Annotated in this window: 21 protein-coding genes, 1 tRNA gene and 1 pseudogene; 21 read left to right on the forward strand and 2 right to left on the reverse strand. The window is 59.3% G+C overall.

The features are described 5' to 3' along the window. Positions 1 to 22 precede the first annotated feature (22 nt). The 14 genes and pseudogenes from dapF (at position 23) to Q0K07_RS00800 (ending at position 14,602) form a co-directional block, all read left to right on the forward strand. Positions 23 to 859, forward strand: coding sequence for a diaminopimelate epimerase (gene dapF, locus Q0K07_RS00735; protein WP_294555059.1), 837 nt, complete (start codon positions 23 to 25; stop codon positions 857 to 859). Positions 860 to 921: 62 nt separating this feature from the next. Next, positions 922 to 1,797 carry a 4-hydroxy-tetrahydrodipicolinate synthase gene (dapA, locus tag Q0K07_RS00740; protein WP_294555062.1) on the forward strand — a complete coding sequence of 292 codons (876 nt, stop codon included), beginning with the start codon at positions 922 to 924 and terminating at the stop codon, positions 1,795 to 1,797. Between the two features lie 422 nt (positions 1,798 to 2,219). Continuing rightward, positions 2,220 to 2,582 (forward strand): DVU0772 family protein, encoded by a 363-nt coding sequence (locus Q0K07_RS00745; protein WP_294555065.1) that lies wholly within the window; start codon positions 2,220 to 2,222, stop codon positions 2,580 to 2,582. Positions 2,583 to 2,794: 212 nt separating this feature from the next. Continuing rightward, a tRNA-Leu gene (locus tag Q0K07_RS00750) sits at positions 2,795 to 2,879 on the forward strand. 66 nt (positions 2,880 to 2,945) lie between these two features. Beyond that, positions 2,946 to 4,259, forward strand: a complete 1,314-nt coding sequence (tig, locus tag Q0K07_RS00755) for a trigger factor (protein ID WP_294555068.1) — start codon at positions 2,946 to 2,948, stop codon at positions 4,257 to 4,259. A gap of 62 nt (positions 4,260 to 4,321) precedes the next feature. Next, a complete protein-coding gene (clpP, locus tag Q0K07_RS00760; protein ID WP_294555072.1) occupies positions 4,322 to 4,933 on the forward strand; it encodes an ATP-dependent Clp endopeptidase proteolytic subunit ClpP in 612 nt (203 codons plus the stop codon). Beyond that, on the forward strand, positions 4,930 to 6,156 hold the full coding sequence (gene clpX, locus Q0K07_RS00765; RefSeq protein WP_294555073.1) for an ATP-dependent Clp protease ATP-binding subunit ClpX: 1,227 nt from the start codon (positions 4,930 to 4,932) through the stop codon (positions 6,154 to 6,156). The genes clpP and clpX overlap by 4 nt, the downstream gene beginning before the upstream one ends. Positions 6,157 to 6,271: 115 nt before the next feature. After that, positions 6,272 to 8,707, forward strand: a complete 2,436-nt coding sequence (lon, locus tag Q0K07_RS00770) for an endopeptidase La (RefSeq protein ID WP_294555076.1) — start codon at positions 6,272 to 6,274, stop codon at positions 8,705 to 8,707. A gap of 722 nt (positions 8,708 to 9,429) precedes the next feature. Next, positions 9,430 to 10,602, forward strand: a complete 1,173-nt coding sequence (locus tag Q0K07_RS00775; RefSeq protein ID WP_294555078.1) for an FAD-dependent oxidoreductase — start codon at positions 9,430 to 9,432, stop codon at positions 10,600 to 10,602. Between the two features lie 2 nt (positions 10,603 to 10,604). Continuing rightward, positions 10,605 to 12,320 carry an FAD-binding protein gene (locus tag Q0K07_RS00780; RefSeq protein WP_294555080.1) on the forward strand — a complete coding sequence of 572 codons (1,716 nt, stop codon included), beginning with the start codon at positions 10,605 to 10,607 and terminating at the stop codon, positions 12,318 to 12,320. A gap of 56 nt (positions 12,321 to 12,376) precedes the next feature. Continuing rightward, a complete protein-coding gene (locus Q0K07_RS00785; protein WP_294555083.1) occupies positions 12,377 to 12,598 on the forward strand; it encodes an anion permease in 222 nt (73 codons plus the stop codon). A 41-nt stretch (positions 12,599 to 12,639) separates the two neighbouring features. Next, positions 12,640 to 13,230: pseudogene (locus Q0K07_RS00790) on the forward strand (SLC13 family permease); the annotation flags it as partial. Positions 13,231 to 13,327: 97 nt separating this feature from the next. After that, positions 13,328 to 13,762, forward strand: coding sequence for an anion permease (locus Q0K07_RS00795; RefSeq protein ID WP_294555086.1), 435 nt, complete (start codon positions 13,328 to 13,330; stop codon positions 13,760 to 13,762). 87 nt (positions 13,763 to 13,849) lie between these two features. Then, a complete protein-coding gene (locus tag Q0K07_RS00800; protein WP_294555089.1) occupies positions 13,850 to 14,602 on the forward strand; it encodes a Crp/Fnr family transcriptional regulator in 753 nt (250 codons plus the stop codon). A 219-nt stretch (positions 14,603 to 14,821) separates the two neighbouring features. Here the strand turns inward: Q0K07_RS00800 and Q0K07_RS00805 are convergent, their stop codons facing one another. Both Q0K07_RS00805 and Q0K07_RS00810 read right to left on the reverse strand, forming a co-directional pair. Further along, positions 14,822 to 17,113 carry a heavy metal translocating P-type ATPase gene (locus Q0K07_RS00805; protein WP_294555091.1) on the reverse strand — a complete coding sequence of 764 codons (2,292 nt, stop codon included), beginning with the start codon at positions 17,111 to 17,113 and terminating at the stop codon, positions 14,822 to 14,824. A 298-nt stretch (positions 17,114 to 17,411) separates the two neighbouring features. Next, a complete protein-coding gene (locus Q0K07_RS00810) occupies positions 17,412 to 17,621 on the reverse strand; it encodes a heavy metal-associated domain-containing protein (protein ID WP_294555094.1) in 210 nt (69 codons plus the stop codon). A gap of 139 nt (positions 17,622 to 17,760) precedes the next feature. Here Q0K07_RS00810 and Q0K07_RS00815 point away from each other — a divergent pair, with 139 nt between their 5' ends. The 7 genes from Q0K07_RS00815 to Q0K07_RS00845 all read left to right on the forward strand — a co-directional run bounded on the left by Q0K07_RS00815 (position 17,761) and on the right by Q0K07_RS00845 (position 23,884). Next, positions 17,761 to 18,156, forward strand: coding sequence for a helix-turn-helix domain-containing protein (locus Q0K07_RS00815; RefSeq protein WP_294555098.1), 396 nt, complete (start codon positions 17,761 to 17,763; stop codon positions 18,154 to 18,156). A gap of 112 nt (positions 18,157 to 18,268) precedes the next feature. Beyond that, positions 18,269 to 19,333: a hemolysin family protein gene (locus Q0K07_RS00820; RefSeq protein ID WP_294555101.1), complete on the forward strand. Its 1,065-nt coding sequence runs from the start codon at positions 18,269 to 18,271 to the stop codon at positions 19,331 to 19,333. Between the two features lie 143 nt (positions 19,334 to 19,476). Then, on the forward strand, positions 19,477 to 19,890 hold the full coding sequence (locus tag Q0K07_RS00825; protein WP_294555104.1) for a cytochrome c maturation protein CcmE: 414 nt from the start codon (positions 19,477 to 19,479) through the stop codon (positions 19,888 to 19,890). An 80-nt stretch (positions 19,891 to 19,970) separates the two neighbouring features. Continuing rightward, the gene (locus Q0K07_RS00830; protein WP_294555106.1) at positions 19,971 to 21,872 is read left to right on the forward strand and encodes a heme lyase CcmF/NrfE family subunit; all 1,902 of its coding nucleotides are present in this window, start codon (positions 19,971 to 19,973) and stop codon (positions 21,870 to 21,872) included. A 1-nt stretch (position 21,873) separates the two neighbouring features. Further along, positions 21,874 to 22,512 carry an ABC transporter ATP-binding protein gene (locus Q0K07_RS00835; RefSeq protein WP_294555109.1) on the forward strand — a complete coding sequence of 213 codons (639 nt, stop codon included), beginning with the start codon at positions 21,874 to 21,876 and terminating at the stop codon, positions 22,510 to 22,512. Next, on the forward strand, positions 22,506 to 23,186 hold the full coding sequence (locus Q0K07_RS00840; protein ID WP_294555112.1) for a heme exporter protein CcmB: 681 nt from the start codon (positions 22,506 to 22,508) through the stop codon (positions 23,184 to 23,186). Before Q0K07_RS00835 ends, Q0K07_RS00840 begins: the two co-directional genes overlap by 7 nt. Beyond that, entirely contained in the window at positions 23,186 to 23,884 is a 699-nt protein-coding gene (locus Q0K07_RS00845; protein ID WP_294555115.1) for a cytochrome c biogenesis protein, read from the forward strand. The genes Q0K07_RS00840 and Q0K07_RS00845 overlap by 1 nt, the downstream gene beginning before the upstream one ends. The last annotated feature ends 10 nt before the right edge of the window (positions 23,885 to 23,894 follow it).

Below are 23,894 nucleotides of genomic sequence, written 5' to 3' on the forward strand. Positions count from 1 at the left end.
CAGCCTCCGCCCGGGAACGACCATGAAAGAGATCCATTTTCACAAGATGCACGGCTGCGGCAACGACTTCATCTTCATCGACAACAGGGAAGCGAAGGTGAGCGTTTCCGAAATGGCCTCCTGGGCCCTCGTTCTGTGCCAGCGCAAAACGGGCATCGGGGCCGACGGCCTGCTCTTTCTCGACACCACGCCCGAAGGCCGGGAAGGAGACTTCATCTGGCATTTCTACAATGCCGACGGTTCCCGCGCGGAAATGTGCGGCAACGCCTCGCGCTGCGCCTCATGGCTTGCCGTCGACCTCGGCCTTGCGAGCAGAAAACAGTGTTTCGGCACCGATGCGGGCCTCATCCATGCCGATGTGGATGTGGAACACATGCGCTCCCGCGTGGAACTCACCCGCCCGGAAGGCATGGTGCTGCACACCCCTCTTGAAGCGGACGGAAAAACCTTCGACGTTCACTTCGTGAATACCGGCGTACCCCACGCCGTCATTCTCTGCGAAGACTGCGACAAGGTGGACGTGGAACATCTCGGCCGCCTCTTCCGCTACCATGAGCACTTCGCCCCCAGAGGCACCAACGTGAACTTCGTCACCGTCACCGGAAAAAACGCCCTTCATGTGCGCACCTACGAGCGCGGCGTGGAAGGTGAAACCCTGGCCTGCGGCACCGGTGCGGCGGCTTCCACTTGTATCGCTCATGCACTTGGCTTGACGGATCGCAGCGTCAATGTCACTACTTCAGGTAAGGAAATCTTGGGCATTGAACTTGTGGGCGACTCCGTATTCCTGTCCGGAGCCGTGGCCCGCGTCTTTACAGGCGTCATCGACCCTTCCCTGTTCAGCCTTTTGAAATTCTGACCGTCCGGGGCCCAGTCGTCTGGAAATTCTCTTCATCCATATTATCCCGCTCGGAGAAAAGCATGTTTCACGGAACGATAACTGCTCTGCTTACCCCGTTCAAGAACGGTACCATCGACGAAGAAGCCTACCGCGCCCACATCGAATGGCAGCTTGAACAGGGCGTGAACGGCGTGGTGCCCTGCGGCACCACCGGCGAATCCGCCACCATGACCCATGCGGAACACGAATCCGCCATCCGCATCTGCATCGACCAGGTGAAGGGCCGCGTGCCCGTCATCGCCGGGGCCGGTTCCAATAATACCGTCGAGGCCATCAGCCTCACCCGCTTCGCCAAGAAGGCCGGTGCCGACGCCGCTCTGCTCATCTCCCCCTACTACAACAAGCCCACGCAGGAAGGCATCTTCCAGCACTTCAAGGCCATCAACGACGAAGTGGCCCTGCCCATGTTCGTGTACAACGTGCCCGGCCGCACCGGCTCCAACGTGCTGCCCGCCACCCAGGCCCGCATGGCCCGCGAACTCGAACACGTCATCGGCTGCAAGGAAGCCACCGCCAATCTGGTGCAGGTTTCCAACATCCTTGAACAGTGCCCCGAAGACTACATCCTGCTTTCCGGCGACGACTTCACCGTTCTGCCCACCTATGCCGTGGGCGGCAAGGGCGTCATTTCCGTAACGGCCAACGTGCTGCCGGACATGATGAGCGCCCTCACCGCCGCGTGCGAACGCGGCGACTACGAAGAAGCCCGCCGCCTGCACTTCGCGCTGGAACCCATGAACAGGGCCATGTTTGCGGAAAGCAACCCCATCCCCTGCAAGACCGCCCTTTCCCTCATGGGCCGTATGAGCTCCGAAGTACGCCTGCCTCTCTGCCAGCCCTCCGAAAATACGGTGAAGCTGCTGCGTGAGGTTCTCGCCTCCTACGGCAGAATCTGAGCTTCTCCGGCCTGAGCCGGAAGACATCCGCAAAAAAAGCGCCTCCCTGCACAAGGGGGGCGTTTTTTTGTGCCCGGATTCCCCTTTGCAAAAAAAAAACGACGCGCCCTGCCCGTGCCGTTCCCCCTTCCGGCGCGAGGAAGCGCCCGCCCTCCTGCGAGAGGCCTGAGCACGCCGCTTCGCTTCCCTTTCTGCGTTCCGAGTGCCGCAGGCTTGAAAAAACAGCACGCCTTCTGATGGAGCAGCCTATTGATATCATGTAATTTATTGAAATTTCATGAAATATCATCTATCTGCCGAAAAATTCATTTTCTTATCAGGAATTATTCTTGACAAGCGGAACTTTCATGCCCATATTGGTCTCAACAGAGATGCTTCAGGAACGGCGAACCGCCGCCCTCATCCCGCACAAGGAGACCACCATGCAGTACAATACCTCCGAACAGCTCAAGGCCTTCAGCAGCCTTCCCATAGAATGGAACCTCGATCCCGCCGACGCCGTCACCCTTTACCTTGAATGGGGCAACAACGACTGGCACGCCGAACACGCCCCCGTGCGCTCCAAGGACGATTTCGCCCACTATTTCGTGCTCGACAACTGGACCGAGCAGCCCACCCTGCGCCTTGTGATGCGCAATTCCGAAGCCACGGAAGACCTGTGGGTCTCCCCTCTGCCCGAAGAACTGGAAGGTGACTTCCACAAGGAATTCGGCACGCTGAAGGGCGTGTTCATGCCTTCCGATCCCATGAAGGACTGGCTCAGGGAAAAACTTTACGCCGCGTAAAAAAACTCCTCTCTCCGCCGGGAGGGCCCGTCCGGTGCACGCACGCGCCGGGCGGGCCTTTCCATCGAGATCCGGCCGCAGAACGACGCAGGCAGGGCGCAAAAACACGGTGAACAGCGCCCGGGCGCAGTGCCGGAGGCGCAGTACGGCTCTTGCTTCCGGCGCAAAGCTGTGTTAAATTCTTCGCCTTGCAGTATATATGGCTCTTGCGTGCGAGAGTGGCGAAACTGGCATACGCACTGGATTTAGGATCCAGCGGAGTGATCCTTGAGAGTTCAAGCCTCTCCTCTCGCACCATTTTCTGCGCCATTTCTCTGCCTTCCGGCAAGGCCGGGCAGATCATTCATAAGGAGTTTTACCGATATGGCTCACAGCATCGAAGTCGTTTCCCCTGTCTCCCGCAAAATCAGCGTGACCGTCCCGGCCGAGGAGGTCAATGCCGCTCTCAACGCCGCCGCCCGTGAAGTGGGCGCTTCCGTCACGCTGCCCGGCTTCCGCAAGGGCAAGGCTCCCGTTTCCGTCATCGAAAAGCGCTTTGCCGGCGAAGTGCTTTCCCGCGCTTCCGAAACGCTGGTGGAACGTCGCGTGGCCGACATCCTGAAGGAAGAGGACATCAAGCCCCTCTCCCGTCTGGACTACAACGGCGACCAGATCACCCGCGGCAAGGACTTCAACTTCTCCTTCTCCTTTGAAACCCTGCCCGACGACATCAGGCTTCCCGAAGACCTGTCCGCCCTCAGCGTGGAAATGGATTCCTCCGAAGCCACCGAAGAAGAAGTGGAAGCCTTCACCAGGCGCCTGCTGAAGAGCACCGCCACCCTGGAAGAAGTGAAGGAAGCGCGTCTTCCCGAAAACGGCGACATCGTCACCATCGACGTGGACGGCGATGTGGAGGGCAAGAGCGTGCCCGGCATGAAGGTGGAAAACTACAGCATCCAGCTTTCCGAACCTGCCGAAGGCAAGGAACTCTCCGAACTCGACAACATCATCCGCGGCCTGCATGCGGGTGAGGAAGGCACCGGCACCATGGTCTGCCCCGAAGATCACATCGACGAAAGCCTGCGCGGCAAGACGGTGAACCTTCGCGTGAAGCTCAACAAGATCAGCCGTGAAATCCTGCCCGAACTCGACGAAGACTATGCCAAGAAGCTGGGCTTCCCGGATCTGGCCGCGCTGAAGAAGATGCTCGCCGACCAGGCCAGCCACAACAAGGTTGCTTCCGCCCGCAGCGCCGCCGAACAGAAGCTCATCGCCTCTGCTCTGGAAGGTCAGGATTTCCCCCTGCCCGAAGCCGTGGTCAAGAATCAGCAGGTTGAATACGAAAACGAGATACGCGAATATCTCAGCCAGCAGGGCCTGGACAAGGCCGCCATTGACGAAAGCGTCAAGAACATGGAAGGCGAAATCCGCACCCGCGGCGAAGAACGCGCCCGCGTGCAGGTGTTCCTCACCGCTCTCGCCCGCCGTGAAAAGCTTGAAGTTTCCGCTCAGGAAGTGGACATGCAGATCATGCAGATGGCCCGTGAATACAAGCAGGACTTCCGCAAGCTGCGCGAAGCTCTGTATCAGAACGGCGCCGTCAACGACATTCAGGACCGCATGCTGAACAGCAAGGCCATGAGCCTCATGTTCGACAAGGCCCAGAAGGTCGCTCCCGCCGAAGCCAAGGCCGAATAACGAATCAGGAAAGGATTCCCCGGCTTCACGGCCGGGGATTTCCTTTCTTAAGGAGCCCAGACGTGACTATCCCCTTTGTCATCGAATCCACCGGACGCGGAGAACGTTCCTACGACATCTACTCCCGTCTTCTCAAGGACCGCATCGTTCTTCTGTGCGACGAGGTCAACGACGCCACGGCCTCGCTTATCTGCGCCCAGCTGCTTTTTCTGGAATCGCAGGACCCTGAAAAGGAAATAAGCCTGTACATCAACAGCCCCGGCGGGTCGGTCACGGCGGGCATGGCCATTTATGACACCATGCAGTTCATCGCTCCTCCCGTGGCCACGCTGTGCATCGGTCAGGCCGCCAGCATGGGGGCCTTTCTCCTGGCCGGCGGCGCCAAGGGCATGCGCTACAGCCTGCCCAACAGCCGCATCATGATCCATCAGCCCTCCGCCGGCGTGCAGGGGCAGATCACGGACATGGATATCCATGTGCGCGAAGGTCTGCGCCTTAAAAAGAACCTGAACCGCATCCTTGCGGAAAACACCGGCAACAGCGCAGCGCGCATCGCCGCGGCCACCGAGCGCGACCATTTCATGTCCGCCGAGGAAGCCCTGAAGTTCGGTCTCATCGACCGCATTCTCAGCTCCCGCCGCGACGTGGCGAACAACACGGGAAGTCAGGCATGAACGACGATCAGAAAGAAATCCGCTGCTCCTTCTGCGGAAAGAGCGGCTCTGAAGTGCGCCACTTCGTCACGCAGGGCGAAGTGTGCATCTGCGACGCATGCGTGGCTGCCTGCGCCGACATCATGGCCGAACAGGACCGCAGGGAACATAACGGCGAGGAACCGGGCGAACTGCTCACTCCTCAGGAAATCAAGGCCCGGCTCGACGATTACGTCATCGGTCAGGAACGCGCCAAGAAGATCCTTTCCGTGGCCGTGCACAACCACTACAAGCGCGTGTTCCATGCCGGCGCCATCGAAGGCGTGGAGCTTGAGAAGAGCAACATTCTTCTGCTCGGCCCCTCGGGCAGCGGCAAGACGCTGCTTGCCCGCACTCTGGCCCGCGTGCTCAAGGTGCCTTTCGCCATTGCCGACGCCACCACCCTCACCGAAGCCGGTTATGTGGGCGAAGACGTGGAGAACATCCTCGTCCAGCTGCTTCAGAACGCCGACTACGACCTTGACGCCGCCTGCAAGGGCATTATCTATATCGATGAAATCGACAAGATTTCGCGCAAGGCCGACGGGCCGTCCATCACCCGCGACGTGTCGGGCGAAGGCGTGCAGCAGGCTCTTTTGAAAATCATTGAAGGCACGGTGGCCAACATCCCGCCCAAGGGCGGACGCAAGCACCCGCAGCAGGAGTTCATCCGCATGGATACCTCGAACATCCTGTTCATCATGGGCGGCGCGTTCATCGGGCTGGAAAAGCTGGTGGAATCGCGTTCCCGCGGCACCAGCATGGGCTTCGGCGCGCATATCGAGAAAAAGAGCGAACACCGCCTGGGTGAGCTTCTCGATCAGGTGGTTCCCACCGACCTCGTGCAGTTCGGGCTCATTCCCGAATTCATCGGGCGTATTCCGGTCATCACCCATGTGGAAGAGCTCAGTGTGGACGATCTTCTGCGCGTCATGACCGAACCGAAGAACGCGCTGGTCAAGCAGTATCAGAAGCTCTTCGAGCTCGACGGCGTGACGCTGCGCTTTGAAGATGACGCCCTGCGCGCCGTGGCCGAAAAGGCCCTGGAAAACAAGACGGGCGCCCGTGGCCTTCGCAATGTGCTGGAAAACGTGATGCTCGACATCATGTATGAACTTCCCACCCTCAAGGACGTGACCGAGTGCGTCATCACCCGCGGCGTCATCGAGGGTACGGACAAGCCCATCCTCACGCACGCCGCGTAAAGGGTGGAACCGTTTTTCCCGGGGTTCTTCCCCGGCCCCGGCAGTTGCGTTCCTGCTTCCCGGCCTTCCGGCCGGGCAGGGACGCAATTGCATACCGGGAATATTGAGGATCTCTATGGCTGAACAGACTCCGCTGGAATTGCCCATCATTACCCTGCGTGAAGTAGTGATGTTCCCTCATGCCGTGATGACGTTCCATGTCGGGCGTTCGGCTTCGGTGAGTGCCATCAACAGCGCCGTCACCGAATACGACAAGCAGATATTTCTGGTGGCGCAGACAAGCGCCGCCATCGAACGCCCCGGCCTTTCCGACCTGTTCCAGATGGGCGTGGTCAGCCGCGTGCTCCGCGCCGACCGCCTTCAGGACAATACCATAAAGCTGGTATGCGAAGGGCTGTACCGCGCCACATGGCTCCCCCTGAACGCAAGTTCCGCCTTCGGCGACCGCGCCTTCCCGCGGCTGCGCACCGTGCGTGTGGAAGAAACGCTGGAAGAGGATGCGGAACTGCCCGCCGTGGTGGAGGCCCTGCAGGATGCCCTTTCCGAGGCCTGCCGCCAGAACCGCCGCATCACCCCCGAACAGCTGGCCGCCTTTGCGCTGCTCGATGATCCGGGCACCCTGGCCGATGCCGTGGCTCCCTGCCTCAAGGTGGACTACCTGCACAAGCAGGCCATTCTGGAAACCCTCGATCAGGGCAAGCGTCTGCGCCAGGTATATGAATACCTGGGCGGCGAACTCATCGCCTCGGGCGTGGACAAGACCATCAAGAGCCGCGTCAAGGCTCAGATGGAACAGAACCAGAAGGAATATTACCTCACCGAGCAGCTCAAGGCCATCAACAAGGAACTCGGACACGACGACATACAGGCCGAGATCGTGGAGCTTGAGGAAAAGCTCAAGGCCAAGAACATGCCCGAAGACGCGCGGGAACGCGCTCTCCGCGAAGTGCGCAAGCTCCGCCAGATGCCCCCGGCCTCCTCGGAATATGTGGTGGCCAGAAACTATGTGGACTGGATCATCGACCTGCCCTGGAACAAGCTCAAGCCCGTGGACATCGACCTGGCAAAGGCCCGTTCCGTGCTCGACGGCGGACATTTCGGGCTGGAAAAGGCCAAGACGCGTATTCTGGAATACCTTGCGGTGCAGAAGCTTTCCGGCTCCCTCAAGGGCCCCATACTCTGCCTTGTGGGGCCTCCCGGCGTGGGCAAGACCTCTCTTGCCAAGTCCATAGCCGAGGCCACGGGCCGCGAATTCGTGCGCATTTCCCTGGGCGGCGTGCGCGACGAGGCGGAAATACGCGGTCACAGGCGCACCTATATCGGCGCCCTGCCCGGCAAGATCATCATGGCGCTCAAGCGCGCGAAGTACAACAACCCCCTCTTCTGCCTCGATGAAATCGACAAGATGACGGTGGACTTCCGCGGCGACCCGGCTTCCGCCCTCCTTGAGGTGCTGGACCCGGAACAGAACTGCGCCTTCAACGATCATTATCTCGACATGGACTACGACCTTTCGCAGGTCTTCTTCATCACCACGGCAAATTCCATGCAGAGCATTCCCGCTCCTCTTCTCGACCGCATGGAAGTGCTGGAGCTTTCCAGCTATCTGGAAGGCGAAAAGGTGCATATCGCACGGGATTTCCTGCTGCCGCGTCAGTGGAAGCTGCACGGGCTCAAGGCGGAGAACATGGAGCTTTCCGACGAGGCGCTTCTTGAGATCATCCGCTCCTACACCCGGGAATCGGGCGTGCGCAACCTGGAGCGGCAGATCGCCGCATTGTGCCGCAAGACGGCCATCCGTCTTGTGGACGCCGCGGACACCTCCCTCTGCGTGTCCATCGGGGAAAAGGATCTGGAAGACTTCCTCGGTGTGAAGAAGTACCGGTATGACGAGAAGGAGAATCATCCGCAGCCCGGCGTGGCCGCAGGCCTTGCCTACACCGGCGCCGGGGGCGACATTCTGTACATCGAAACCGTGGTCATGCCCGGCAACGGCAAGATTCAGGTCACGGGCAAGCTCGGCGACGTGATGAAGGAATCCGCCCATGCGGCCTTTTCCTACATCCGTTCCCGTTCCAGCCTGCTCGGCCTGAAGCCCGACTTCTACAAGGACATCGACATCCATGTGCATGTTCCCGAAGGCGCCGTGCCCAAGGACGGCCCCTCCGCAGGCATCACCCTGGCCACGGCCCTTTCCTCCGCCCTGCTCGGCATTCCCGTGCGCGACGACGTGTGCATGACCGGCGAAATCACCCTTCGCGGCCGCGTGCTCGCCATCGGCGGACTCAGGGAAAAACTGCTTGCCGCGAGCCGCTCCGGCATGAAGACCGTGCTCGTGCCCGCCGACAACGAAAAGGACCTCAAGGAAGTGCCCGAGGAAATACTGCACACTCTGGACATCCGCTTTGTGCGCGATGCGGATGAGGTGCTGCCCCTCGCGCTTCTCGCCTCGAAGGAGGAAATCTTCTCCGGCGAGGATACCCACGCCCTCATCCATTCCCTGCGCGCTTCCCGCGCTCTCGGTCAGGATCTCGGCGGAGCCGTGCTGTAACGCGCTCTTTTCTTCTGCAGAACGGACCTGAACACTGCATGCCCCCGAAGTAATATCGCTCCGGGGGCATTTTTTGTCCTCTCCCCGGTGTCTTCACGGGCATGACGATGCCCTGAACCCCATGAAAATTCACGCAAATGCATTCCACAGCTTCGAAGATCAGGCTTGCCTCATCAAAAACGTCGGAGCTTCTCTCCCGTCAGAATTTTTCTGTTTTCGAAAAGGGCCTGTCCTGCATGTCTTTTACTTACGGCTTCATCAGCACCGGCAGCACAGCCCTTCTCCCGGAAGAGATCTCCTCTCTCACAGTCGGGCTGTTTCGGTAATTCTCTCAGCATAAAACCTCTGTCTCTTTCTGTGATGCCAAGGCGGGACATATACTTTGATGATAATTAAAGAAATTTTTCCCAAATTTATTTCATACAAAAATACTTCCTGCTTAGTCCGGCATATTTTCCAGACAAAACGCAAGATGCCAATAATCATCTGTTTTTTTATCAAAAAATATTATTTCCGAGCAAGACTTTTCCATGGTTTTCACTGCCCTGTCCCTCACCGGATTCTCTCACAGCGAAGCACCGACACTTCCGGACCTTCTTTTGAGAAAAACAACACAAAAAATTAGCTGGGACTACAATGCCGTTTTTTACTGAAGGTTACTTTATTCACGAGCCTGAAGAATCAGTCGCCGAAGGCTGAATCCATTTTTATGAGGAGGTCTTATGTTACGTTCCATCGACCAGGAAAAATGCATCGGATGCGGATCCTGCTTTAAAACGTGTTCATTTGATGTATACCGTCTGAATACACATCAAGAAAAAGTATCGCCCTGTGCAGCGGCCTGTCCCGCCGGTGTCGATGTCCGCAGCTATATGCATCTGCTTCAGCAGGGCCGTCATGCCGACGCTGCAAATGAACTGTTGCAGTACAACCCCTTCCCTCTGTTCACCAGCCTGATCTGTCCGCATTTCTGCGAAAAAACCTGCACCCGTAAAAAGATTGATGCTTCCGTCAACATTGCGGCCATGGAAGATTACCTCGGCCACTGGATTCTTGAACATGATCCCATTCTGCCGGACATCAGCCGCGCAGGCACGATAGCAGTCATCGGCTCTGGAGCATCCGGTCTCGCAGCAGCCTATTTCATGCGCAGGCACGGATATTCCGTCGTCGTCTACGAAAAAGAACAGAGTCTGGGCGGACAATTCCGCGAAAACATTCCTGCCGACCTGTTCGAAGCACAGATTGCCTGGTTCAAAAGCTGCGGCATAGAATTCAAGACCGGCACTCCCGTCGGTGATGATGAAGCCATCACCGTACGCGGCCTGCGCAGGGAACACACCAAAGCCGTCATCATAGCCACTGGTAGAAACAGCGCGACGCAGTTCGCTTCCGTCGTAGACGTCATCGACGGCAACATCGTCGCCGATCCCATCACGCGAGCCACAAGAACCAACGGCGTATTCGCAGCCGGCCCCGTGCGGGGAGCCTCCCATGACCCTGCTCATGAAATCGCCGAAGGTCGTGAATCCGCCTATTCCGCCAACTGCTTCGTGGACGGCTGGGACATGCTGGAATCCCGTCCCGGGAAAAAACATGGCATCGCGACGATGCCCACGGAAAAAATGTTCCAGTACTCGCAGGAACTGCCCATCGGCAACCTGCCCGCCACCCCCCGCAATGAAGTCTCTCCCGGCCGGATCTTCGACTATGAGACCATGATTCTTGAGGCCAACCGCTGCGTCACCTGCGGTGCAAAGGCGGAAGCAGCATACAAGAACGACTGCATGACCTGCTACTTCTGCGAAATAGCCTGTCCTGTCGGCGCCATCCTCATCGACCCCTTCAAGGAACGGCTGCCCCGTACCATCGAATTCGAACGTGAAGGAGTGTAGAGATGAAACAGACGAATATCGACCATCATATCAAAGCGGACGTACTCATCATCGGCGGCGGTTTCTCCGGTCTCTGGGCAGCCATCAGCGCACGTGAACATGTGGAAAACGTTGTCCTTGTCGACAAGGGACCCGCCGACTGGGGCGGTCTCGGTACCGCTTCCGGCGGCGACTTCCAGTGCGTGCAGGACACGACAGTGGAAGCCGCACTGGATGACGTCGTTTATTACTATGACGGACTCTGCGACCAGCCGCTGGTCAAGCATATACTCGAACAATCCTATGAGCGCTTCCAGCACTATGAACGTCTGGGAGTACAGTTCGCCCGAGACGAAAATGGCACGCTGCTTGCCATTCCGCAGCGCAACCTCAAGCACATGAAAATGCTGCTCATCCGTCCGTACGGTACCGGCGGCCCCAGCATGCGTGACGCGCTGGTCCGTGAAGCCGACCGTCTCGGAGTACGCCGCATCTGCCGCGTAGCCATCACCGATATTCTCAAGGATGACGCTGGCGAGGCTGCCGGAGCTGCCGGATTCCATACTCAGAGCGGCGAAACCTTCGTTTTCGAGGCTCCCTCTATTGTGCTCGCCACAGGTGGCGGCGGCTGGCGCCCTTCGTACATCACCATGTCCAACTCCACGGGTGAAGGCGGCTACCTGGCCTACAAGGCAGGTGCGGAACTGTCTCATAACGAATTCATGAACATATGGATTCAACCCGTCGTGTTCTCCTGGGAAGGACAGACAGGTCTGCTGCCTCTGGGGGCCCGCCTGGTCAACAAGGACGGCGAGGACTTCATGAAGAAGTACTACTCCGAAAAACTCGGTCCCAACACCGACACCACCTACAATTCCCGGGGCATGGCTTTCGAAGCCAGGGCCGGCAGAGCCCCCATCTTCTTCGACACTACCCCCATGACCAAAGAAAATGCCAAGCTGATGGAGCCAGTCCGTGGCTGGGCCAAGATCAATTATGATCGTCTCGTCAAGGAACACGGCATGAAGTTCTTCGACGGCAAAACGCGCTGGATGCCCCAGATCATGTGGCACAGCGGAGGTCCCGTCACCGGACTCGACTATGAAACCACCATTCCCGGCATGTTCGCCGCCTGCCGATGCAAAGGCTTTGACCCCGGCGTCTATATGGGAGGCTGGGCACTCTGCACCACCGCCGTTACAGGATATATCGCCGGAGCCAATGCGGCCCGCAGAAGCCGGGACAAAAAGAATGCCGTGAATATGACTCAGGCCTGCGAAGCCCTCAGGGAAGCCATGGCCCCCATAGGCAGGAAGGGGATCGACACCAAGGATATCATCCGTGAATCTCAGGAAATCGTCTATCCGGCCGACGTCTGCCTCATCAAGAGTGAAACAAGCCTGAACAACGCCCTCAAACGCGTGGACTATGCCAACGAACTGGCCGCTCGTATGATGGCCAAAGACCCCCGCGATCTTTGCAAGTACTATGAAGCAAAGACCATGCTCATGCGCTCCGAACTATTTGTCCGCTCCTCTCTGCTGCGTAAGGAATCCCGTGCCGGTCACTACCGCGAAGACTACCCTGAGCGCAACAATGACGAATGGCTCGCCTGGCTGCATGTGCGTCGGGGCGAAGACAATCAGCCTGTCTTCTCCAAGGTCCGTGTACCCGTAGAAGAATACCCCGTGCAGCCTTACCGCTACTACATGGACAACTTCACCTTCCCCAAGAAGTAACCTCAGGTACCACGAAGGGCGGAGTACCGCTCCGCCCTTTCATCTTGGAGAACAAAATGCAGAAAAAGCTTGTCAGTTTCATCGGTATCGTTCTGCTCTCCCTTGCCCTGTATCTGCTGCCCACACCTGAAGGCCTGACGCCCAACGGACAGTACTCCATCATCTTCATGCTGGCCGCAGTGCTTTTCTGGGTGACGGAAGCCCTGCCCATCGCTTTCGCTGCCATTCTCTTCACGGTACTTCCGGCCATTTTCCACATTGCCCCCTGCCCAAAATGATGGGTAACTTCGCAACGCCCACGGTGTTCTTCGTTTTTGCCATGTTCATCGTGTCCATTGCCTTCCAAAACTCAGGATTCAGCCGCCGCATCGTGCTCTGGGCCAGTGTAAAGTCCAGGGGAAAGCCCGGCAAGCTTCTGCTTTATCTGATGATGGCAGGTGGCATTCTTTCCTCCATTCTTGCAGACATTCCCGTTATGGCCATGCTGCTGCCCGTAGCTCTGGTCATTCTTCAGAAAAACGACTGTATGCAGGGAGCCAGCTCCTTCGGCCGCGCCATGATGATAGGCCTGCCTTTTGCCTGCCTCATCGGCGGCGTCGGAACGCCGGCAGGTTCCTCCATGAACGCCATGACCATAGGCATGCTCAAGGATACCGCCGGAGTCAACATCTCCTTCCTTGAATGGGCCTGTGTAGGCATGCCCATGGTGCTCATACTCACGCCCCTCGCATGGTTCTTCACCATCAAGATCTATCCCCCTGAAATGGACAATCTCGTCGGCATGGAAACCGTGGAGGAAGAATACCGGCGTCTTGGAAAACTTCAGTCCAAGGAATGGAAATTTCTTATCATCCTGCTCATCAACATGACTCTCTGGATGACCGACAAAATCCACGGCATCCCGCTTCCCATAGCGTGCGTGCTCGGTGCAACCGTATTTCTGCTGCCCGGCGTCGGTCTGATCGACTGGGGGGGAAGACAGCCACAAGATCGGCTGGGAAGTACTCATGGTCGTCGGCTCAGCAAACTCTCTCGGCGTATTGCTGTGGGATCAGGGCGCCGCTTCCTGGATAGCCGCCAACTGTCTCGGCGGCATTGCCGGCCTGCCGTTGTGGCTGATGATTGCCGTCATCTCAGCCTTCACCGTAGCCGTACACCTGATCATCCCCGTAAACACCGCCATTGTGGCCGTCATGCTGCCTGCTCTTGTGGCCCTTGCCGGAACCATAGGCACCAATGCCGCCATTCTGGCCATTCCCATGGGATTCAGCGTATCCGCGGCACTGCTTCTGCCGCTCGATCCTGTGTCTCTGGTCTCCTACAACTCCGGCTACTATAAAATGGGAGACATGTTCAAGCCCGGCATTTTCATTTCCATAGCCTGGGTCATTATCATGCCTCTTATCATGCTTGCCATTGCCAGGCCCATTGGTCTCATGTAAGGTATCTCATCTCCAATTTTACAAATTTCCGACCTTTTCTTCCTTTTTGAAAAGGTCGGATTCCGTTCTTTCCCAACAGGAGCCTCCATGTTCATATCCGAATTACTCTCTAAGCAGACTCAAACGACGCCATACGTCGCAAGAGAGTTTCCCGGGTATGTTTCCGCATGCCCACCTTTACGTTCCGTGCCTGGAGTGATATCCAATACAAGCAATATATGGGAACAGGTACTCGATATTGCATATATGTTCACTCTTAAAAAAGGTGAAATCATATATCCTGACACTGGTGATATTGTACCATTTTTATATCTTAAAAAAGGAAAAGTTTGTATTAATCAAATTAATGAAGAAGGAAAAGTATTCAATCCTCATTTAATTTTCTCAGGATCACTTATTTATGAAGCATTCTTCATTACAGAAGGACAGTTTCATGTTATGCCGATCAAAGCCCTCGAAGATTCAGAACTCTATATTTTTCCTAAAAATCTTACTTTTGAACATATTCTTGCAATCAATCCACTACTTGTAAAAAATCTTACATATTCTCAAGCCGTTAAAGATTTATGTTATTCAAAACTTTCGTGCATCAATATGTATGTCAAGCCATTAAACAGAGTATGTCTTTTTATATATGAAATGTATATGCTTCACCAGAAAAAAACTATACATTCCTATATTACTCAGGCTGAACTGGCACTTCTACTTAATATGCACAAAGTAACAATGTCAAACATTATCACGCATCTTAAAGAAAAGCATATTTTAAAATGTTTTACTAAAACAGAGCTGACTATTCTCAATCTTGAGGAACTGCACGCTCTTGCCCTGCATGAATGATGTTCCCGGAACGGTCATTCCATACCACGGTGCCTTTTCTGTCCTTCTTCTCCCTGAAGGAACACACTCAATTTCTGTCGCCGACAGTGTCGTCCCGCACGGCACGCCCCTGTCGGCGACAATACTTTGTTCTGAAAAGGGATCTGTTTTTTCTACACAGACATCGGACGACCTTTCTCCGAAAGACAGAAAGACACCCCAGCTGTCTACGGCAAGGTTCTATTGGAAACGTCTCAGACGCAGGGCGTTGAGCACCACGGACACGGAGGAAAGGGACATGGCCGCCCCCGCCAGCATGGGCGACATGGCGGGGCCGCCGAAGAGAAGCAGCACCCCCGCGGCCACGGGCACGAGAAGCACGTTGTAGGCAAAGGCCCAGAACAGACTGAGGCGGATGTTGGCAAGGGTGGCCCGGCCCAGAGAAAGCGCCGTCTTCACGCCGGAAAGACCGCGCAGAAGCACCACGTCCCCCGCTTCCATGGCCACGTCGATACCGGAACCCATGGCCATGCCCACATGGGCGCGGGCAAGCGCGGGCGCATCGTTGATACCGTCGCCCACCATGCCCACGATGCGCCCTTCGGCCTGAAGCGCGGCAATGACCTTTTCCTTGCCGTCGGGCCGCACACCGGCCACCACCTCGTCGATACCGGCCTTTGCGGCCACGGCCCGGGCGGTGCGCTCGTTGTCGCCGCTCAGCATCATGACACGGCAGCCCATGGCCCGGAGGTCGGCAATGATGCCCGCCGTTTCCTCACGCAGAGGATCGGCGACGCCGAGCAGGGCGGCAGGCGTTCCGTCCACGGCAAGAAGAAGCGGCGTCTGCCCTTCGTCGGCCAGGGCAAGCAGGCGTTCCTTCCACCCGGAGGAAAGGCTGACGCCGTTTTCCTCTAGCAGGCCTTCATTACCGAGAAAAAGCGTGCGGCCGTTCACCGTGCCCGTAACGCCCTGTCCGCCCACGGCCCTGAAGCCTTCCACCGCGGAAAGGGCAAGCCCCTTCTCCTGCGCCCCTTCCAGAACGGCCCGCGCCAGCGGATGTTCGGAAACGGCCTCAAGGGAAGCGGCAAGGGCAAGCGCCTCATCTCCGGCCATGCCTTCGGCCTGAATGCCCATGAGGCGGGGACGACCTTCCGTGAGCGTGCCCGTCTTGTCGAACACCAGCGTGTCGAGACGGCCGGAATGTTCCAGCGCGGTGCCGTTTTTCATGAGCACGCCGAGCTGAGCGCCGCGACCCGTGGCCACCATGATGGACATGGGCGTGGCAAGGCCCAGCGCGCAGGGGCAGGCCACCACCATGACGGAGACAAAGACGCGGAGAGCCTCGCCGAAGGGCAGATGCCCGGCAAAGAGCCACAGAAGCCCGGCCAGCGTGGCCACGGCAATGACGGCGGGCACAAAATACAGGCTGATGCGGTCGGCAAGGCCGGCAATGGGGGCCTTGGACCCCTGCGCCTCGCGCACGAGATGAATGATGCGGGCAAGGGCCGTATCCGCGCCCACGCGCCGGGCCTCCATGACAAAGGAGCCGCTCACGTTCAGCGTGCCTGCGTTCACTTCATCTCCGGCCGTCACATCCACGGGCATGGATTCGCCCGTGAGGCTGGACATGTCGAGGCTGGATGCGCCTTCGGCCACCACGCCGTCCACGGGAATGCGGGAGCCGGGCTTGATGAGCAGCCGGTCGCCGGGCATGACGGCCCGCACCGGAATTTCCTTCGTGCTCCCGTCCTCAAGCATGCGCTCCACATGCTCGGGCGTCAGCTCCATGAGACCGCGTATGGCTTCGGAAGTGCGCGTGCGCGATACGGCCTCCATATATTTGCCCAGGGAAATGAGGGCGATGAGCATGGCCGCCGATTCGTAGTACAGGCCTGCAACGCCCGCATGCACGGCCTCCGGCGAAGAGGCGGAAGCGATCTCGAACGTGCTCCACAGACTGTAGAGCAGCGCCGCCCCCGTACCCATGGCCACCAGGGAATCCATGTTCGGCGCGCCGCGCAGAAGAAGCGGAATGCCGTGGCGGTAAAAATCGCGGCCCGACCAGATGACGGGCAGGGTCAGAAGAAGCTGGAACAGGGCAAAGCTCAGGGGGCTTTCGTGCATGTCCAGCCAGGAGGGCATGGGCAGGCCCCAGTGGCTTCCCATGGCCACGAACACCAGCGGCACGGCAAAAAGAAATTCCGTGATCAGGCGGCGGCGACGGAGGGCAAGATCCGCCCTGGTCTTTTCCTGCTCGCTTTCCCACAGGTCGTGCTCATCCACGTCGGGCGGCAGATAGGAAGCCTTGAAGCCCAGCCTGTTCACCCTTTCCGTCACTTCCTGAATGAAGGGTTCCAGTCCCTCATCCAGCGCGCCTTCCGCCGGGCGCACCTGCGCGGTGCCGTCGGCCAGACTCACGGTGGCGCTGTCCACATGCTCCATGCCGTTCAGCACTCTCTGCGAACGGGCGGAACAGGCCCCGCAGGCCATGCCTTCTATGCGGAACCTGAGAATTTCCGGGCGGGTTTCCATAGGTTTTCCTTTTTCGGCGCGCCCCTGAAGAGCGCGGATCTTGCGGCGCACCGCCCGTTCCCGGAAGGGAAAGAGCGAACGCCTCCGGATGAAACAGAAAAAATAAGCCCCGGAAAGGCACGGGCCATGCCCTCCCTGTCCGGGGCGACAAGAAACGAATCTGCCGGAGGAACGGCATCCGCCGCCTTTCCCCGGCCGGGGCAGAAAATCGCCTTCCGCCGCCCCGGCAGAGCCGGAAAGACGGCAGCCTTCACGCCGCAGAAAAAGGCATGAAGGCGGAAGGAGAGCTGCCGTTATGTCAGCGGATGTTGACGACCTGGAAGCCGAGATCGTCCACAGCCTTCCTGAGCGTTTCGTCGGTCACGTTTTCAGCCGCTTCCATGGTGGCCGTTTTGGCGGCAAGATCCACCGCCACGCCGCTGACGCCGGAAATTCCGCACAGAGCCTTTTCCACATTGGCCGTGCAGTGGCCGCAGCGCATTCCTTCAATGGTCATGACTTTCTTCATGGCTGTCTTCTCCTCGTGTCGGGACGGGCAGAGCCCGGGCCGCCGCGTTTTCGTTTGACTTACCTTTCTTTTATAGCTATGAATATGCTATTCGCAAGAATGTACTTTTTTGATATATAGTACCTGAAAGGATACTGTTATGAACGACGCGAAAGGCTGCTGTGGTCACGGCGGCGACCTTCCCTCCGGCGAAGAGCTTCACTGCCCCGTGGAAGCCACTCTCGGCATGATCGGCGGCAAGTACAAGACACTTATTTTATGGAAACTCATATCAGGGCCCATGCGCTTTTCGGAACTGCGGCGCACCGTGCCCGGCGCCACGCCCAAAATGCTCACGCAGCAGCTGCGCGAGCTGGAAAAGGACGGGCTTGTTCACAGGGAAATCTTCCCCGTGATTCCGCCGCGCGTGGAGTATTCGCTCACCGACTTCGGCCAGAGCATACGCCCCGTGCTGGAAGCCATGTATGCCTGGGGAAGCGCCTGCCTCGAACGAAAGGGCCTGCGCGCCAACTGCTCCATGGAACCTCTGCCCTGACCGCATCTTTCCCCGGACTCTTCCGCGGAAAGTTTTTTCCCGCCCATTGCCGTAACGGCCGTCTTCGGCTAGAATCGCTCGTTATCAACCTTTTAACCACCCGGCCCGCATCATGACCGCGCTCATCAGCACCATCGTTCTGGCCCTGTCCATCTCCGCCCTCTGCTCCACCATGGAAGCCATGCTCTATTCCATTCCGTGGACCACCCTTGAAAAAATGAAGGAATCCGGCTCCCGCGCAGGCAGACTTCTCTACCAGATGCGCTCCAACGTGGATCAGCCCATTTCCGCCATCCTCACCCTGAACACCATCGCCAACACGGCGGGCGCCTCTCTGGCGGGCGCACTGGCCGCAGGCGTTCTCGGCGCGGACAGCATGCCCTATTTCGCAGCCCTGTTCACGGTGCTGGTGCTTCTGTTCGGCGAAATCATTCCCAAGACGCTGGGCGTCTCCTACCCCGGCGGCCTGGGCCGTCTTCTGGCCTTCCCGCTTTTCATCATGACCGTCGTGCTGCGCCCGGCCACCTGGCTTTCCGGCCAGATCACAAAGCTCATCACGCCCAAGAAATCCGGCCCCGAAGCCACGGAAGACGACATCAACGCCATGGCACGCATCTCGCGGCAGGCGGGCGTCATCCAGAGCTATGAGGAAACCGCCATCCGCAATATCCTTGCGCTGGATCAGAAGCGCGTGCACGACGTCATGACGCCGCGCACCGTGGTCTTCTCCCTCCCCGAGGACTGCACCGTGGAACAGGCCTATGCCATCCCCTCCTTCTGGAACTTCAGCCGCATTCCCGTGTACGCCGAAGACAACGAAGACATCGTGGGTCTCGTGCTCAGGCGCGACGTGGTGCTGCACCGCGATGCCGACGACGGCGAAATGCGCCTCGGCGACATCATGCAGCCCGTGCACTTCGTGCTGGAATCGCTCACCCTCGACAAGGTGCTCACCGAATTTCTGGAACGCCGTCAGCACCTTTTTGCCGTGCTCGACGAATTCGGCGGCCTTGCGGGCGTCATTTCCCTCGAAGACGTGATGGAAGAGCTGCTCGGCCGGGAAATCGTGGATGAAAGCGACGTGGCCGCCGACCTGCGCGCCGTGGCCAGAAGCCGCCGCGCAAGGACGACGGCTTCCGCCAGAGCCGAAAATGCCGCCGAGAGTAAACAGGAATAATTCCTACTTGCAAGGTGGGCATAAATCTGTCAGAGTCCTTCCGGGGTGAAGAATGAAGCGGGGCGGACCCTGTTTTCCCCCCTGTGACTTTGGTCACTGAAAACAGCCGCCGGCTGAACGATGCTCATAGCCCAGGAGGCGACATGTCGACGAAAAAGAAAAATCTTTCCGTATATCTTACGGCGTTCGCCCTCTTTGCCGGAGGAGCGCTGTTCATGCTGTGGTCGGCCCTTTCGGAAGGGACCATGTATCATCTGAACGTATCCGAGGCCGTGGCCATGCCTTCGGAAAAGCTCAAGTCCGCCCGCCTGTTCGGCGTGGCTGCGGACGACATCGTCAGGCCCGAGAACGGCCTCGGCGCGAGCTTCACGCTTCTTGATCTGGAGCACCCCGAAAAGGGCATCCGCGTGCACTATCGCGGCGTTCTGCCCGACACCTTCGACAAGGGCGCGGAAGTCATCGTGGAGGGCCGCATGGAAGGCGCGGACTTCAACGCCAAGACCCTCATGACCAAGTGCCCTTCCAAGTACGAAAAAAGCAACAGGGAAAAGGCCTGAGATAAAAAACGCGCTCTGCATGCGCGTTTTTTATCTCTGTGCCCTTTTCCTCCGCGTTTCCCCGTTTCTCAGGAGCCGCCATGTACCTTGCCGCCTATATCTGTCTGCTCGCCACCCTGTTTTTCTCCCTGGCCGGAGGCGCCGTCGGCACGGCGCAGCTCTGGCAGGGCAAAACCTCCGAACTGCGCTGGCTGGAAATGGCGCAGGCCGCAGGTTCCCTCTGCCTTCTGGCAGCCTCCGGCGTACTCATGTATGCCCTGGTCGTCTGCGACTTTTCCGTGGACTATGTGGCGAACTATACCGACAGGGCCCTTTCCCTGTTCTACCGCTGCACCGCCTTCTGGGGCGGGCATGAAGGCTCCCTGCTCTTCTGGGCGCTCATGGTCTCGGTGTGCGGCACGGCCTTTCTCTTCACGCGCACCTACCGGACCCTTTCCGTGGAAACAAGAAGCTGGTTTCTCGTCTTCTTTCTTTCCGTCATGGCCTTCTTCGGGCTTCTGCTCTCCACATGGAGCAATCCCTTCCTGCGCAGCCTGCCCGCTCCGGCGGACGGCTACGGTCTGAACCCCCTGCTGCAGAACCCCGGCATGATCTTCCACCCCCCGCTGCTCTTCCTGGGCTACGGCGGATTCGTCATTCCCGGCTGTCTCGCTCTGGCGCAGGCCATGAGCCGCCAGCAGGATTCCATGCACTGGATTGATGTGGCCCGGCCCTTCACCCTCACCGGCTGGCTCTTCCTTACGGCGGGCATCGTGCTCGGCGGCTGGTGGGCCTATATGGAACTGGGCTGGGGCGGCTACTGGGCCTGGGACCCCGTGGAAAACGCCTCGCTCCTGCCCTGGCTCATCGGCACGGCGGCCCTGCATACCTGCCTTCTGGAAACAAGGCGCGGCAAGCTGCACCGCGTCAACATCTTCCTCATGAGCCTGACCACGGTTTCGGCCTTCTTCGCCACCTATCTGGTGCGCGGCGGGGTGGTCAATTCCGTGCACGCCTTCGGCGGCAACGGCACGGGGCCGTATCTGCTCTTCTTCGTGCTGGCCTTCCTCCTCGTCATCAGTGTGATTTCCCTGCTGGCCGGGGAAGGCAACGGGCGCGAACTCGGCGGACTGGAAACCCGCGAGGGCTTCGTGGTCATGACGGTATGGCTGCTCATGGCCATAGGGCTCATCATTCTTCTCGCCACGCTCTGGCCCGTTCTCAGCAAGCTCTGGTCCGCAAGCTCCATGGGCCTCGACCAGCACTTCTACAACAGCGTATGCCTGCCGCTCTTCACCGTGCTTCTCGCCCTGCTGCTCGCCTGCCCGTGGATACGCTGGCAGGGCGGAGTGCGCAGCTGGCGCAGGCTCGTCATCGTGGGCGCGGCCTTCTGCGGCGCTCTCGTGATCTTCTGGCGCACGGGCGTCACCCAGGCGCTGCCCCTCATGGCCGCCTCGCTGAGCACGGCGCTGCTTGTGAGCATGGCGCTGCTTCTCACGGAAAAATCCATCCGTTCCTGGCGCCCCTCGCTCATGGCCTGCATCGTGCACGCCAGCCTCGCCCTCGTGGCTCTCGGCATTTCCTTCTCCGGCCCCTACAAGCAGGAAGTGGAAATGGAACTTGCCCGGGGCGGAAAGGCGCAGGTGGGAGCCTATGAAGTGACGCTCGTGAATCTCTACGAAGGCAGAGGTTCCACCTTTGAATTCATCGAGGCGGAACTGCAGCTTTCCTCCAGCGGCAAGGTCGTGGGCACGGTGTCGCCGCAGCGCCGCCTGTACGACAAGTTCCCGAGTTCCGCCTTTTCCGAAGCCACCACCTACCCCTCGCTGGGCAGCGAGTTCTACGTCACCCTTCTCGGCATCAGCGGCGGACGGGCCGTGCTCCGCATGAGCACCAATCCGCTGGTGAACTGGCTGTGGATAGGCGGCGCGCTCATGAGTCTCGCCCCGCTCATCGCTCTGGGCCGCAGACGCCGCCCGGAAGATCAGCGCGCGGAAGGCTGACATGGAAGGCGCGCTTCTGGAACTCAAAGGCGTTGCCAAGGCCTTCGGGCCGAGGCTCCTTTTCCGCCATGTGAACGCCGTCCTCATGCCCGGCACCCTTTCACTTCTGGCAGGGGCCAACGGCGCGGGAAAATCCACGCTTCTGCGCATCATGGCCGGGCTCACCCGGCCGGACGCAGGTACGGTGACATGCCGTGTGCCGGAAGAGCGGCTGGGCTACATGGCCCATGCCACCTTTCTCTATCCGGGGCTGGACGCGGAGGAAAATCTGCGCTTCTGGGCCCGGGCCGCAGGCCTTGACCGCGTGGATGAGCGGGTGAAGAACGCCCTTGCGCGCGTGGGGCTTTCCCGCCACGCCCACGAACGGGCGGGCATCTTTTCCCGGGGCATGGCGCAGAGGCTCAACCTGGCGCGCCTTCTTCTTTCCGACCCCATGCTCATCCTGCTGGACGAACCCGCCACGGGGCTGGACGTCTCTTCCCGGGCCATGCTCATGGAACTCATGCTGGAGGCGCGCGGCCGGGGCGCCGCCGTGCTCTGGATCAGCCACGATCTCAAGGAAGACGCCCCCCATGCGGACGCCGTGTTCACGCTGGACAAGCGTGCCCTCATCCAAAGCGCGGGAGGCTCCTCATGCTGACGTGCGCCCTCGCCATCTGCGGGAAGGATCTCAGGCTCATCCTCGCCCGGGGGGCGGGCCTTCTTCAGGCCCTGCTTCTGGGACTGCTGCTCGTGTTTCTGTTCAGCCTGTCCCTGAATGCGGGCGACAGACTCAGCCCGCAGGCCGCAGCCGCCATGTTCTGGCTGGCTTCAGCCTTCTGTCAGGTACTTATCTTCAACATGCTCTATGCCGTGGAGGAAAGCGCGCAGGCGCGCCTCGGCCTGGTGCTGCTGCCCGCACCGGTACAGGCCGTATGGCTGGGCAAGGCCATGGCCGGATTTCTGCTTCTTTCCGCCGCCCAGTGCGTCTTCATACCCGCCGTGTTCGTCTTCCTCGGCCAGCACCTCGGGCAGGGCTGGCACTGGGCCCTTGCCGGCATCGTGCTCGGCAACGTGGGCATGGCCGCCTCGGGCTCGCTGCTCGGCGCGCTTTCCGTGGGCCGCTCCGGGAGGGAATCGCTGCTTTCCATCGTGCTTTTCCCCCTGCTCGTGCCCATGCTCCTTGCCGGCGTGCGCCTCGCCTCCATGGGGCTGGACCCGGAACCCATGCTGGAGGACGCCCTCCGCTGGCTGGGCCTTGCCGCCGCCTTCGACGCGCTGTTTCTGGCCGCCGGGCTTCTCCTCTTTCCCTTCGTCTACAGCGGAGATGACTGATGAAGCGTTCCCCCGTCGCTCTTTTCGCCGTTCTCGGCGGTCTTGCCCTGGCATGCTGCCAGTGGCTCGTCTTTGTCTATGCCCCGGAAGAACAAGTCATGGGGCTTGCCCAGAAAATCTTCTACATCCATCTTCCCCTTGCCTGGTGGGGGCTCATCAGCTTCGGCGTTTCCTGCGCGGCAAGCATCGCCTACCTGAAAAGCGGCAAGGCGAAGTACGACCTGCTTTCCGCCTCCTCGGTAGAAATCGGCATGCTCTTCTGCACCCTCACCCTGGTGACCGGCTCCATCTGGGGGCGGCATTCCTGGGGCGTGTGGTGGACGTGGGATCCGCGCCTGACCACGGCGCTCATCCTGTGGTTCATCTATGCCGGGTGCATGGCCCTGCGCTCCATGCCCATGCCGGAAGGCCGTCGCGCGTCTCTGTGCGCCGTGGTGTCCATTGCGGGCTTTCTCGATGTGCCTCTGGTCTTTTTCTCCGCCCGGCTGTGGCGTTCCATACACCCTTCCGTCTTCGCCTCCCAGGGCGGCGGGCTGGAAGCGGAAATGGCCGTGGCCGTGGCCTCCTGCGTCATAAGCTTTTTCTTCATCTGGCTTGCGCTGCTTCTTCTGCGCTACAGGCAGAAGCTGCTTTCCCGCAGGCTGGATGAGCTGTTCTTTGAACGGATGATGGAAGAATCGGAAAACGAACAACACTGATACCGCGCCC

The organism is uncultured Mailhella sp. (genome assembly GCF_944324615.1).
Taxonomy (GTDB): domain Bacteria; phylum Desulfobacterota; class Desulfovibrionia; order Desulfovibrionales; family Desulfovibrionaceae; genus Mailhella.

Excerpts from the sequence above, each read along its gene's own strand:
- lon (WP_294555076.1), top strand. The coding sequence starts at position 6,272 with ATGGCTGAACAGACTCCGCTGGAATTGCCCATCATTACCCTGCGTGAA.
- Q0K07_RS00795 (WP_294555086.1), top strand. The coding sequence starts at position 13,328 with ATGGTCGTCGGCTCAGCAAACTCTCTCGGCGTATTGCTGTGGGATCAG.
- Q0K07_RS00745 (WP_294555065.1), top strand. The coding sequence starts at position 2,220 with ATGCAGTACAATACCTCCGAACAGCTCAAGGCCTTCAGCAGCCTTCCC.
- tig (WP_294555068.1), top strand. The coding sequence starts at position 2,946 with ATGGCTCACAGCATCGAAGTCGTTTCCCCTGTCTCCCGCAAAATCAGC.
- Q0K07_RS00800 (WP_294555089.1), top strand. The coding sequence starts at position 13,850 with ATGTTCATATCCGAATTACTCTCTAAGCAGACTCAAACGACGCCATAC.
- clpX (WP_294555073.1), top strand. The coding sequence starts at position 4,930 with ATGAACGACGATCAGAAAGAAATCCGCTGCTCCTTCTGCGGAAAGAGC.
- dapF (WP_294555059.1), top strand. The coding sequence starts at position 23 with ATGAAAGAGATCCATTTTCACAAGATGCACGGCTGCGGCAACGACTTC.
- Q0K07_RS00820 (WP_294555101.1), top strand. The coding sequence starts at position 18,269 with ATGACCGCGCTCATCAGCACCATCGTTCTGGCCCTGTCCATCTCCGCC.
- Q0K07_RS00840 (WP_294555112.1), top strand. The coding sequence starts at position 22,506 with ATGCTGACGTGCGCCCTCGCCATCTGCGGGAAGGATCTCAGGCTCATC.
- Q0K07_RS00825 (WP_294555104.1), top strand. The coding sequence starts at position 19,477 with ATGTCGACGAAAAAGAAAAATCTTTCCGTATATCTTACGGCGTTCGCC.
- Q0K07_RS00775 (WP_294555078.1), top strand. The coding sequence starts at position 9,430 with ATGTTACGTTCCATCGACCAGGAAAAATGCATCGGATGCGGATCCTGC.
- Q0K07_RS00845 (WP_294555115.1), top strand. The coding sequence starts at position 23,186 with ATGAAGCGTTCCCCCGTCGCTCTTTTCGCCGTTCTCGGCGGTCTTGCC.
- Q0K07_RS00810 (WP_294555094.1), bottom strand. The coding sequence starts at position 17,621 with ATGAAGAAAGTCATGACCATTGAAGGAATGCGCTGCGGCCACTGCACG.
- Q0K07_RS00835 (WP_294555109.1), top strand. The coding sequence starts at position 21,874 with ATGGAAGGCGCGCTTCTGGAACTCAAAGGCGTTGCCAAGGCCTTCGGG.
- Q0K07_RS00805 (WP_294555091.1), bottom strand. The coding sequence starts at position 17,113 with ATGGAAACCCGCCCGGAAATTCTCAGGTTCCGCATAGAAGGCATGGCC.
- Q0K07_RS00830 (WP_294555106.1), top strand. The coding sequence starts at position 19,971 with ATGTACCTTGCCGCCTATATCTGTCTGCTCGCCACCCTGTTTTTCTCC.
- Q0K07_RS00780 (WP_294555080.1), top strand. The coding sequence starts at position 10,605 with ATGAAACAGACGAATATCGACCATCATATCAAAGCGGACGTACTCATC.
- dapA (WP_294555062.1), top strand. The coding sequence starts at position 922 with ATGTTTCACGGAACGATAACTGCTCTGCTTACCCCGTTCAAGAACGGT.
- Q0K07_RS00785 (WP_294555083.1), top strand. The coding sequence starts at position 12,377 with ATGCAGAAAAAGCTTGTCAGTTTCATCGGTATCGTTCTGCTCTCCCTT.
- Q0K07_RS00815 (WP_294555098.1), top strand. The coding sequence starts at position 17,761 with ATGAACGACGCGAAAGGCTGCTGTGGTCACGGCGGCGACCTTCCCTCC.